Consider the following 12123-nt stretch of genomic DNA (forward strand, 5'->3'; position numbering starts at 1 on the left):
ATGACCGGCAAAAGTATCAACAATTCGCGGCTATTTGTATTGCAGCCATTGTGTGTTGGACGATTGTTATTTTGTTAGGGTAAGTATCTGAACAAAAGGTGTTTAAAGGAGTGTGATTATCAATCATAAAAACTCTTTCTAAATTAAAGTAAAATGATTTGCCACTTTTGTTATATTATAAATGTAATCAAAATTATGATGAAGGTGGAAAAACTATGGAAAAAGATGCGGATTGTAAGTTTTTAAGAAACAATGCATGGTGGTTAGTTCCAGTACTTTTATTTGTACTAATTATTGTTTTTGATATTAAGTTGAAAACATATTGGCTAGTGGATACCAGTAAGCATACAATTAATACTCCAATTTTTACAATATTCGCAACTTTGCTAGGATTAATCGGTTATTCAGTGAGACAGAAGCAGAAATTGGTGGCTGAACAAATTGCAAAATCCCGAATTGATTGGCTCAAAGAAATGCGTGAGCATGTTGCAAATTATATAACTTCAGTTAATGTGACGTATGACTATAGAATGAACCATACTAATATGGCTGATGATAAGATAAAAAAGGAATATAGAGAGCTAAAACAAAAAGTTGAAAAAAACTATGCTCTGATTATGTTTAATTTGAATCCAAAAGAAAAAATAACGAAACAATTGAATGATTATTTGCAGCTTGCTAATGAACCGATAACAATGGGAGATAAGAAGGAAGCAGAAACGGCACTAGATGAGAATGTCCAAGCCTTTTTTAAATCTGAGTGGGATAAAGCAAAAAAAGAAATTCAAAGTGGTAGGGTTGATAAATGAGCTTTTGACCTGAGTAAGTCACTAAACTATTCAAATTAAATAAGCATGCGTGGGTCTAGTGATGACGCCACGGTCAAATTTGCACAATGTGTGGGGCTGTAAAGCAATACATGGGGTGCTTTTTTTGTGGCCTGAATTATTAGAAATGCGTGGGCGGGAGGAAATTAACATGAAGCTACTTAAACTAAAGATGGACTTACAAATGTTTGCTGATGGCGATGGTGGAGCCGACGGTGATGGCGGGCAAGGCACTGATACTAATACTGGCGACAACACGCAACAGCAAGGTGGCAGTGACACAACTGATGCTAATAAGTCTCAGGATGGCGCTGACAAGCCTTTCAAGGCGTTCGCTAGTGAACAAGAATGGCAGTCTAGTGTTGATAAGCTAATTCAAACAGCGATTAAGACGCATGATGAAAAGCGAGCCAACGAGGACCAACAACAAAAAGATTATGACAAGATGACGGACTTGGAAAAAGCCACCTATGATCGAGATCAACTAACACAACAGTTAGCTGATGCTCAACGTCATGGCACAATCGTTGAGAACAAAGCTAAGCTCACTGAACGATTAGGTACGGATGATTTACCAACTACATTGATTGCGGCTTTTAGCGACGATGTACTGGCTAATGATGAAGGTATCGAAGAAGCTTATACGAATATCAGTAAGGCGTTTACGGATAGTCTCCAGAAGGCCATTAATAAGCGCATCGCAGCATCGGGTACAACTGTACCGGGGAGTGCTGATTCAGTTACTAAGTCTGGCGGTGCCAGCGCGGCCGATTCTTTAAACAAGGAACAACAATCAGGTAAGTCCAGTCTTTGGACAACGAAATAGGAGGAATTAATTATGGCTTATGTACGACCAGAAGAAGTAGTAAACGAAATCAATTTTTTAGCAGCAAGTAAGTTCGTATCATTTCCACGACAAGTTGATGGTACTAGCTATGCAGTAATGGAAGATTCACGAGGCCACAAGGTCATCCCAGCGGGTACTGTATATCCAACTAATGATGACAAGGCTGAAGGTGTTACGATCGATGAAGTAGATGTAACGTATGGTGCTCAACCTGTCGGCGTGATTGTTGAAGGGTACATCTATGGCAAGAAGTTACCAAAAGAACCAGTTGCAGCCGCAATGACAGCTTTAGCAAAGATTACTTTTGTTGATGAAGCTGCTGGCGCTACGGTTCAAGGCTAAGGAGGAATAAGTAAATGACTACTATTGCAGATTTATTTTCACAACCTGATTTGATTGATTTTACATTAAATCGCCAGTACCCCACTATGTTAGGTGATGAACTCTTTGAACCAATTAAAGTGAACTCACTTACAATTGATGTTCTTAAGCGTCAGAATCGAACTCCAGTAATTGCTTCAGTTGCTGCGTTTGATGCCGAGGCTGAAATTGGCTCTCGTTCAGCAGAAAATAACGTTGAAGAATTAGCATTGATCAAGCGTAAGATGCAGATTAAAGAACGCGATTTATATGCGTTGTTAAATCCACGGACGCCAGCGGAAGCGGCTTACTTGAAGAACTATGTTTACAATGATTTTGATGTACTTAATCAAGGCGTACTTGCTCGTGTTGAAAAGATGGCTATGGATGTGTTGGCTACTGGGAAAACAACGTTAGTTAATGAAGATGGTAAGTTAAACTCGACCGTTGACTATCAAGTGCCAGAAGAACATCAAGAAGCATTGACTGGTGCTAGTACTTGGGATAACACGGATGTCGACATTCTTAAGAACATTACCGATTGGTGTGACAAAATGGACATTACACCAACACGAGCCTTAACTAGCCGTAAAGTTTACCGTCAAATTACGACAAATGCTAAGGTATTACAAGCAATCTTTGGCACTTCAACCCGCGCTTTGGGTCAAGCTGACTTCGACCAATTTATGCAAGCACAAGGCTTACCAGTTATTCGGACGTACGATCAAAAATACAAGGATGCGGCTGGTAAGTCTAACCGTTATTTCCCAGAAAACCGAATTGTCTTAATGAACGATGATCCATTGGGCAACAAAGTATTTGGACCAACACCGGAGGAATTAGCACAATTCAATGGTGCTGCTCAAATTAATGCTGTTGGGAATGTATACGATATGATCTATACCGAAACGCATGATCCAATTGGTACTTGGGAAAAGGCATCAGCCGTTGCATTACCAGCGTTTGCTGCTGTTGATGAAGTATTCCAAGCACAAGTCTTAGCCTAGAGGTGAACTAGATGCGAGTACGTGTAAAGGATATGCCAGTCCGTTATAAAGATCAGCGTTATAAAAAGGATGCTGAGCTCACCATTACGCAAGACGCGTTCAATGATGGGCTTTTCGTTTGCCTTGATACTAAGGACGATGATCAAGTAGATAACGAACACAAAGAGACTACAGACGAAGAATAGAGGGTGATAGCATGGCAATCCCAAGTCCACCAGATAAAGCGGAGCAACTAGCTAGGCTGTATACACGATTAAGTTTAAAATCGGATTCATCAGACGCTGTGATAGTCTCTGACATGTTTGATGATGCAATTCAAATGTGTCTCGACTATACGCGGGGAAAGCTGACCAAGCCGGTGCTGATTCAGGCTAAAAAGCTTGCGATTATTATGTACAACGAGCAAGGGACTGAAGGTGAGACGTCTCGGTCAGAAGGCGGCGTCTCTCAGTCGTTTGAAGTGGGTATGCCGAGTGCAATTAAAACAGCGCTAGCACCTTATCGCGTAGCAAAAACGAGGCGATTCTCATGAGATTACGGCCAATCGATTTAGTGGCGGTTTACTTGCGGTCACCACAGACAAATACTGATGACGAAGGTAATGTGATTACTAATGGATGGAGTGACCCCGTTGCTGTGTGGATGAATATTCAAAGTGCAGGCGGGGCCGTGAACGCTCAAATTTGGGGCAAGGACTTGAAGTATATTAAGTCATGCAAATACCAAGGTGATGAGATTAATGAGGGTAAACAGGAAGGCTGGGGCCTTTGCGTGAACGTTAGCAAAGATGCTGAACCTGATTATCTGATTAATTCCATTCAAACATTCAGCACACATAAGAATGTTACTTTAGAGCAACGGCGTAAGGATAGTGTTGTTAATGGCTGATATTGAGTGGAAAGGCTACAGTTCATTGAAGTCTAAATTACAGCAATTACCTGATGTTGTGCATGATGCTATCTGGGATGCAACTTTTGACGTTGTTGAAAAGGCTGAGGGCTATGCAGTTAGAGAACTACAGTCTAGCGTGAAGTACGGTAACGGTGAGTTATCGCGCAATCTCAAATACGAAGTCGTAGATAAAGGTGGCAAAGTTGTTGGGCGAGTGTGGTCTGATGATCCTGTTGCTTTGTTCCGTGAACTAGGTACCGGTCGTGTTGGTCAAGAGTCACAGAAAGACCTCCCTGACGGTTTTGAACCGTCCTATAGGCAAACGCCTTGGTTCATTCCGGCGGATGCTGTTGATATTGATCTTAACGAAATCTACGGAATGCCAAAAATCAAAATTAATGGAAAAGTCTTCTATCGAACTAATGGGCAACCAGCACGACAATTTCTGACACCCGCTATTAAACAGGCTGGTGAGGAAGCACCAGATATTATTAAAGCCAGTATTAATGAAGCAATTAAGGGAAAGTTAGGTGGTAAGTAATGGAAATCGTCAATCTTAAAACAGTTGTCTATCAGGCGCTTAAGAGTGTGTCTGATATTAAGCAGATTACAACTACCTACCCTGATAGCTTTACTATCTTTCCCAGTGCGGTCTATTACACGACACATAAAGCTCATTTTCGCGATAGTGACCAACAAGAGTTACAAACTGAATGGACAGTCACTATTGACTTGTTTATCAATGAAGGCAGTTTAACTAGTATTACTAATCAGCTCATGTCACTATTTGGTGACATGGGCTTTTCTAATGACATCAGTGATAGCAATGTAGCGGGAATCAATCGAACTGTATTGCGATTTACTGGTGTTATTGACAATGAGACACGTCGAGTATCTCAGAATTGAAAGGAAGATTAAAACAATGAAGAAATTAACAAAGTTTGATTTACAACGATTTGCTGATGCAACAGCGAACGCCAGCGCGGGGCTTGCTGCAACTGGTACCAAGTTAGAAATGTCAACGGATGGTACGGCGTTTGTTGAAATTGCTGGTATCAAGACTATCCCTGATATGGGGGCTGACCCAGAAAACATCGATGTAACTGATTTATCAGACACTAAAAAGAAGAGCGTTCCCGGTATTCAAAATACTTCAACGCTTGCATTCGGTGTTGTTTATAAGGGCGCTAACTTTGCCACTGCTCTGCAGCATGATGGTGATAATAAGCAATACAAATTCAAGGTCACTTATCCTGATGGCATGGTCGCAACCTTTACTGGTTCATATACCGTTAAGGTTGGGAACGTTGCCGTCAATGGTGCGCTTGATTTTACTATCTCAGTAATTACGTCAGAAGGTCCCGATTTTGTTGCTGCGCCCAGTAGTAGCGCCGGAGCTTAAGACAGTAGTTTTTTATCCAAGTAACTAGCACTAACTATGTAAGAGACGAGCAAACCTGCGGGTGGATATGAAACGATTATTCAAAATAATGGAGGAATTATAATGACAACGAAACAAGCAACTAAGAAATTTGATTTAGGCGGAACACAGCTAGAACTAAAGGTAACGGCACGGAATATTTTAAATGTTGAAAAGCGATTAGGTAAGTCAATGATGTCACTGTTTATGAGTGCAGACGGCGGGATGAAATTACCACCATTGAATGAAATGTTGATTGTATTACAAGGTACTAATCAAGCTCATGGCGTTACGGATATGGATATTTTCAAAGCCTTTGAAAAGTATTTCGATGAAGGACATGCGCCAATGGACTTATTCGGTGTATTAACTGATTTATTCCAAGAATCAGGTTTTTTCGGCAAGACGGATTCGGCTTCGAAGACGAGTATGGAATCGGAAGTAACGCTCGACAACGACATGACGGATCAGGACTCAACATTGTAGAAGATAAATACGAAACTATTTCAGACCTGCTACAGGCAATCTATCCGATGGCCGTTCAGTCTGGGATTGATGCTGATCACTTTTGGGAACTTGATTTTGGCGAAATCATGGTCCAAATCATTGCTAACAATCATAAGCGAATGGAAAACATGCGGATGCGGGCAATGATGGACCATAAGCAAGCTGAGATGATGGCGTATGCGTTTAATGACCCTAGTAAAATGCCAAAGGTGGAAGAGGCATATCCGTTTGTTAAGATCACTGCACCTAAGCAAGTTGAGCCGGTACCTGAATGGCAAGCTGACCAAGCTGAATTAATGCAACAGGCACAAAAGATTAAAGAGTTACGGAAACTAAAGAATACATAGAGAGGAGGGATTAACGTGGAATTAGAAGAACTTGAAGTGCTGTTTAAAGTCAATACCGAACAAATGGAAGCACAATTTGCTAAGATTCAACCAATGATCGATAAATTCATGGGTAAGACCGCGGATAGTGCTAAAGCTGGTATGGAGAAGACTGAAGAGTCTATGAACATGTCCAAGGGTGTTCAAGCCATTAAAGAACAGTTGACTAAGCTTAACGAAACACTTGGCGGTACGTTTGAGAAGATGAGTAGCGTTGCGTCCAATGGATCGGCTAAAGTTGGTCAGGCTACCAGCAAGATGTTTAGTGGTAGTCGGACCAAGGTTAAGCAAGACCTTGAATCGATGTTGTCTGAAATCAATTCAAAAATGAATCAAGCCCGCGCTGCTCAGGCGAAGATGCGTGACTTGATGAATCGTAAAAGTTCGTTGGGTAGTGCTCAACAGAGCGGTACTGAAGGTGTGAAGTTTGATAGTCAGATAGCAACGGCACAGGCTCAAATGACACGTTATCAGAATCAAGCAAAAGCTTTAGCTCAATCAATGCGAAGTGAATTTAATGAGGTGCCAACCTCGCTTAAACAGATTGCTAAGGCAATGGATCAGAACGAAGCTAAGATTGAAACTTATCGGCGTCAGTTGAAAGCGTTGGAAAGCTCAAACCGAGATGTCCAAGACTCCATAAAAACAATGGGAGCTAGTGACCGGCTAACTAAACAAAGCACCGCGCTTGAAAAATCAATCATGAGTACGCGGGATAAAATGAACAAGCTTATCAATTCTAATGATGAACTTAACAAGTCCTATGCTTATGTATCTGATCGCGGAGATGAACTTAAATCAGTAGTTGCTAAGCTTAATACTGAAATGGGGGAATCTGGTGCGGCTGCTAGTAAATCCGCTAGTCAGATGAGCCGTTATGGTAATGCTGCAAAGACTGCTACCAATGAGTCTTCTGGTGCTGGAAAAGGACCCTCTAATTGGTTTAGTCGAATGGGTAGTAGCATTCAGAACGCAACTAATCGGATGCGTAGTTTTGGTAACAGTAGCAGCTCTTCAATGGATAAGGCGTCTTCAAGCGCTAAACGTGCTAGCTCATCCATGGGCGGGATTGTTCAGCAATTAAGATATTTGCCGTCACAGTTGATTGTGTTTGGATTGCTTTATCAAGGATTAACGCAATTGGCTTCGGGTATGCTGACAGCGTTTAAGACTAATTCACAGTTTGCTAGCAGTCTGAATCAAATCAAGGTTAATCTGTTAACGGCGTTCTATCCAATTTATAATTTCGTTTTACCTGCCGTTAACGCGTTGATGTCAGCCTTGTCTAAGGCAACATCATGGCTAGCACAGGTCTCATCAGCATTAACGGGCATGAGCTATTCTAAAGCTCGACAAGGTGCCCAAGGATTGTATGAACAGTCTAAGGCAATGAACGATACGGCCAGTGCTTCTAGTAAAGCCTCAGCGTCTGTTAAGAAGGCCAATGAGGAAATCAGAAAGCAAAACGCAGCCCAAGCTAAATCAGTGCGCGAAGCTAATGCACAGATTGTAGCGGCTAACAAACAGGGCGCAGCCCAAGTAAAGGCTACTAATGCACAAATTGATGTGGCTAATAAAAAGGCTCAAGCCGCAATGGAAGCTACGAAGAAGAAAAATCAAGAATTGATGCAATCCTTGATGGGCTTTGATGAATTGAACGTTTTGGATAGCAACAATAATGACAGCAGTTCTTCATACGATAAGCAGCCGCATGAGACCTTTACGGCGCAAGATAAACAAGCGACGCCAGAGGGGAAAGATTTACAAAGCACTGACGGCACAGATTCCGGCGATGATGGACTAGACTTTAATACTCCTATGAATGTGATGGGTAGTGCTACTGATGCTGCCAAAAAATTGCAGAAGATTTTAGGAGAGCTGTTTGATCCAATGAAAGCCGCTTGGGATTCTAAAGGAAAAGCTGTGGTTGATGCTGCCCAGTATGCATGGAAAGAAGTTAAACGTGCCCTCGAAGATGTTGGCAAGTCATTTATGCATGTTTGGGATAATGGCACCGGGCAAAAGACTGTCGAGAATATTCTACAATTGTTGGCAGACATGCTAAATATTGTTGGTGATATTGGCAAAGCCTTCTCGCAAGCATGGGAAGGTGGCGGTGGTCGCGGCACTCGATTGATTCAAGTCATCTTTAACTCGTTGAATGATGTTTTGAAGTTGATTCATGATATTGCGACATCATTCCGTGATGCATGGAACGGTGGCAGTTTAGGTGAACGTATATTTGCCAATCTGATTAATTTGGCCACAAACATTGCACGGATTATTGGGGACATTGCTAAGGCGTTTGATAATGCTTGGACGCATGGTAATACTGGTACGAAACTTATTCAGTCGATTCTAAATATGCTCAACGAGGTTATTAAAGTTCTTAATAACATTGCGGTAGCGTTTAGAGATGCATGGAATAGTGGTGCCGGTGAGCAGATTGCTTCTAATCTCTTCAAAATATTTACTAATATCTTTAATACGATTGGTGCTCTAGCAGGGCAATTTGATAAAGCGTGGACACACGGTGGTGTTGGTTCATCTATTTTCAAGACGTTGCTAGGCATGGTTAACGACATGCTTGGAGCATTGAAAGATATGTCTGGTGCCACAGTTACATGGGCTCAGAAGCTTGATTTCACACCGTTGTTAAGCTCAATTGATGGTTTGCTTAAGGCTATTCGTCCAGTGGTTAAGGATGTCTGGAATGGGCTTGATTGGGGCTATCAGAACATTTTGCTACCGTTAGCAAAGTATACGATTACTAATCTTATTCCAGCGTTCTTCAATGCTTTTGCAGCAGCACTTAAGTTGGTACACAGCATTATTCAGGCAGCTACTCCAGCATTCAAATGGTTGTGGGATTCTTTTTTGCAGCCAATTGCCAAGTGGACTGGCGGTGTGATCATTGACATGCTTAAGAAACTAGCTGACGCATTAAGCGGTGTTTCTGATTGGGTAGATAAGCACCATAAAGCAGTTGAAGCAATGGCAAAGGTATTGATTACCATGTTTGCGTTCAAAGTTACGATGACCGGATTAAGCAATGGTATCGGATTGCTTTGTCAACTTGCAAATAAAGCTGTTATCCTTGGTGGTAAAGGTAATGTGTTGAAAGACTTCTTCAAAGGAATTACTGGGATTGATAAATTAGAAGAAGGCGTTGCTAATGTTAAAACTTTATGGTCATTGGCAAAGATGAAATGGTCTGACTATGCTACTGCACTTGCAGATGGCTGGAAAGCACTCAAAAGCTGGTCAGTTTGGTCTAAGCTAGCCGCGGCTGGACAAGCTATATTGGATGCTGCAATGGATGCTAATCCGATTGGGTTGGTGGTTACGGCTATTGCTGCTTTGGTAGCTGGTTTTGTCCTTCTGTACAAGCACAGTAAACCATTTAGAGATTTCTGTAATGGCATTTGGACCGATATTACAAAATGGTTTGGCGATACAATTGATTGGGTCAAGAAAAACTGGCAGACTATTGGCGCATTCATTATCAATCCAGTCCTTGGCATTAACACGTGGTTCTTAAAAGATACTAAGACTGGAAAGAGTATTGTTAAATGGGCGTCTACGTTGCCGGGTAAAGCTTCGGACTGGGCAAAAGGCGTTGGTAAAGATGTTGATAAGCATATTTCAAGTGCTCAGAAAACGTTTAAAACTGCTGGTAATAAGATTGGCACATGGACTTCTGACTTTATTGCAGGGCATAAGAAGACCATTAATAGCTGGGCGTCCAATGTTGGTAAAGATGTAAACACCAAGATAGAAAACGGAAAAGCGGCAGCTAAAAAGGCCGGTAATAAGATTGGTGATTGGAGTTCTGAGTTTTTAGCACCTACTAAGAAACGAATCAATACTTGGGCGTCTGAACACGGTAAGAATATCAATAAAAAGATTGAGGATGGTAAAAGGCTGGCTAAAGAAGCCGGTGGCAAGTTAGGCACATGGACTTCTGACTTTAGAAATGCTTCCAGTAGAACGATATCTAATTGGGCAGCAGGTCTAGGATCTAAAACGAATTCCGGTATGGGTAAGTCCAGAACCGCGGCAGTTAAGGCAGGTACAATATTAGGTGGCTGGGTAGCTGCTTTCCGTGGTGATACTGGTAAGACCATTTCTAAATGGGCCGGTGGCTTAGGTGGAAAGATTGGTGGCGGCCTGTCATCTGGTTGGCGTAATGTTAAGAAAGGGTCTGCTGATATTGCTAATGCAATTGTTGGCACTATCGGTAGTGCTGTAAACGGCGTCATTCACGGTATAAAGTGGATTCTTAATCATCTTCATGCTACAAGTGAAGCAAAAAAAATGGTAGATTGGACGCCACCTCACTTTGCTCGTGGTGGTAATCACTTAGGTGGACCAGCAATTGTTAATGATCAGGCAGGCAATACTTACCAAGAAGCTTACAAACTACCTAATGGGCGTACGGGAATGTTCCCCAAAGTTCGTAATATGATGGTTAATTTGCCTAAAGGCACCCAGATTTTAAACGCAACTCAGACAGCACAAAAGGTCCAAGGAATGTTACCGCACTATGCTGGCGGGATTGGAGATTTCAACTTTGATTTTTCAAGCTTAACAAATCTCAAAATGCCTGATTTTAGCAATCTATTCAGTGGAATTGGCAGTGGTGTCAGCAGTTTTGTTGATGGCGTGAAAGATACTGCCGAAGATATGTGGGATGACTTTACTCATCCTGAAAAAGTATTGAAGACCGCTATGAATAAGTTTGTGAAGTATTCAAATCTTGATGGTTATCCGTTAGATGTGGCTAAGGGTATTACTGATTATAGCGTTGACAGTGCAAAAAGTTGGATTAGTAGCATTCTTAAGAAGTTTAGTAGTGATGCTGGTGGTAGTCTAGGCAATCCGGATGGTAGTTCGGTCAATCGTTGGCGCAGTTATGTTCGTAAAGGTTTATCAGCTAACGGACTGAGTACTAGTGATGCAATGATTGCTAAGATATTACGGCAGATTAATACAGAATCCGGCGGTAATCCAACGGCAAGACAACCGGGAGCCGACCCAGATGGTGATGGTAGTGGTCCAGCACTTGGTTTGATGCAGACAAAACGTAGTACTTTTAACGCTAACGCTTTTAGCGGACATAAACAGATTTTCAATGGCTATGACAATATCTTAGCAGGTCTGCACTATGCAAAGGCAACGTATGGTTCGGCGTTAGGATTCCTTGGAAATGGACATGGTTATGAAACTGGTGGTCTTGGTAACGAAGAAGGGTTATATCCATTGTTTGAGGGCGGCAAGACCGAAATGATTTTACCGCTGACGGATGTACCACGTTCTATGCAATTGATCCAGCAAGCAATGAGCTTTATGGGTAAGACGTTTGGTGATGGATTACAGATGCCAACAGTATTATCAGCACAGTCAGCGGATTTAAGTGGTTTAGGAAGCCAATCAGGTAATACTAATGCTCAAAGCGTTAACAGTGGTGGTATTAATGAGCTTGGTTCAAACATCGTTAATGCATTGTTACAAGGCTTGCAAATGGCTAACTCTGGTAGTGGACAAACCAGTTCGCAACCAATTGATATTCATGTTGATGTGAATGTAGCCGGAGAAGACTTTGGCGCTGCTGCTGTGAAAGGTATTAATGCAGTAAATCAAAAGAATGGCAGAAACATGCTGAGATTATAGGAGATGATTACGATTGACGTACTCACTGAAAATTGGTGGGACAGTGGTTAAGACACCACAGTCCCTTGAAGTAGCAATACAGGATATTGATGCAAAGGCGTCCCGTGATGCCAACGGACTGTTACATCGTGACCGAGTGGCTATTAAACGAAAGCTCACAATTAAGTGGGGGCCGTTAACATTGGCTGAAAATAGTGCAATTTTG

General features: G+C 41.9%; 14 protein-coding genes. All 14 read left to right on the forward strand.

The window, feature by feature from the left end:
* Positions 1-215 precede the first annotated feature (215 nt).
* Positions 216-809 (forward strand): hypothetical protein, encoded by a 594-nt coding sequence (locus tag ACG95_RS04760; RefSeq protein ID WP_047999410.1) that lies wholly within the window; start codon positions 216-218, stop codon positions 807-809.
* A gap of 169 nt (positions 810-978) precedes the next feature.
* A complete protein-coding gene (locus ACG95_RS04765) occupies positions 979-1653 on the forward strand; it encodes a capsid assembly scaffolding protein Gp46 family protein (RefSeq protein WP_047999411.1) in 675 nt (224 codons plus the stop codon).
* Between the two features lie 12 nt (positions 1654-1665).
* A complete protein-coding gene (locus tag ACG95_RS04770) occupies positions 1666-2016 on the forward strand; it encodes a hypothetical protein (protein ID WP_047999412.1) in 351 nt (116 codons plus the stop codon).
* Positions 2017-2030: 14 nt separating this feature from the next.
* On the forward strand, positions 2031-3041 hold the full coding sequence (locus ACG95_RS04775; protein WP_047999413.1) for a major capsid protein: 1011 nt from the start codon (positions 2031-2033) through the stop codon (positions 3039-3041).
* Between the two features lie 11 nt (positions 3042-3052).
* Positions 3053-3226, forward strand: coding sequence for a hypothetical protein (locus ACG95_RS04780; RefSeq protein ID WP_047999414.1), 174 nt, complete (start codon positions 3053-3055; stop codon positions 3224-3226).
* An 11-nt stretch (positions 3227-3237) separates the two neighbouring features.
* Positions 3238-3573, forward strand: coding sequence for a phage head-tail connector protein (locus tag ACG95_RS04785; protein ID WP_047999415.1), 336 nt, complete (start codon positions 3238-3240; stop codon positions 3571-3573).
* Positions 3570-3929 carry a hypothetical protein gene (locus tag ACG95_RS04790; protein ID WP_047999416.1) on the forward strand — a complete coding sequence of 120 codons (360 nt, stop codon included), beginning with the start codon at positions 3570-3572 and terminating at the stop codon, positions 3927-3929. Before ACG95_RS04785 ends, ACG95_RS04790 begins: the two co-directional genes overlap by 4 nt.
* Positions 3922-4473: a hypothetical protein gene (locus ACG95_RS04795; protein WP_047999417.1), complete on the forward strand. Its 552-nt coding sequence runs from the start codon at positions 3922-3924 to the stop codon at positions 4471-4473. The genes ACG95_RS04790 and ACG95_RS04795 overlap by 8 nt, the downstream gene beginning before the upstream one ends.
* A complete protein-coding gene (locus ACG95_RS04800; protein WP_047999418.1) occupies positions 4473-4838 on the forward strand; it encodes a hypothetical protein in 366 nt (121 codons plus the stop codon). Before ACG95_RS04795 ends, ACG95_RS04800 begins: the two co-directional genes overlap by 1 nt.
* Before the next feature lie 16 nt (positions 4839-4854).
* A complete protein-coding gene (locus ACG95_RS04805; protein ID WP_047999419.1) occupies positions 4855-5334 on the forward strand; it encodes a phage tail tube protein in 480 nt (159 codons plus the stop codon).
* A 102-nt stretch (positions 5335-5436) separates the two neighbouring features.
* Positions 5437-5838 (forward strand): DUF6096 family protein, encoded by a 402-nt coding sequence (locus ACG95_RS04810; protein WP_047999420.1) that lies wholly within the window; start codon positions 5437-5439, stop codon positions 5836-5838.
* Between the two features lie 47 nt (positions 5839-5885).
* Complete coding sequence (locus ACG95_RS04815) at positions 5886-6206, forward strand: hypothetical protein (RefSeq protein ID WP_047999421.1); 321 nt, start codon at positions 5886-5888, stop codon at positions 6204-6206.
* Positions 6207-6221: 15 nt separating this feature from the next.
* On the forward strand, positions 6222-11918 hold the full coding sequence (locus tag ACG95_RS04820) for a tail protein (RefSeq protein WP_047999422.1): 5697 nt from the start codon (positions 6222-6224) through the stop codon (positions 11916-11918).
* A gap of 13 nt (positions 11919-11931) precedes the next feature.
* A partial coding sequence (locus ACG95_RS14730) for a DUF6711 family protein (protein WP_337588704.1) occupies positions 11932-12123 on the forward strand: 192 nt, incomplete at its 3' end.

The sequence above is a fragment of the Lactiplantibacillus herbarum genome (genome assembly GCF_001039045.1).
Lineage (GTDB): Bacteria > Bacillota > Bacilli > Lactobacillales > Lactobacillaceae > Lactiplantibacillus > Lactiplantibacillus herbarum.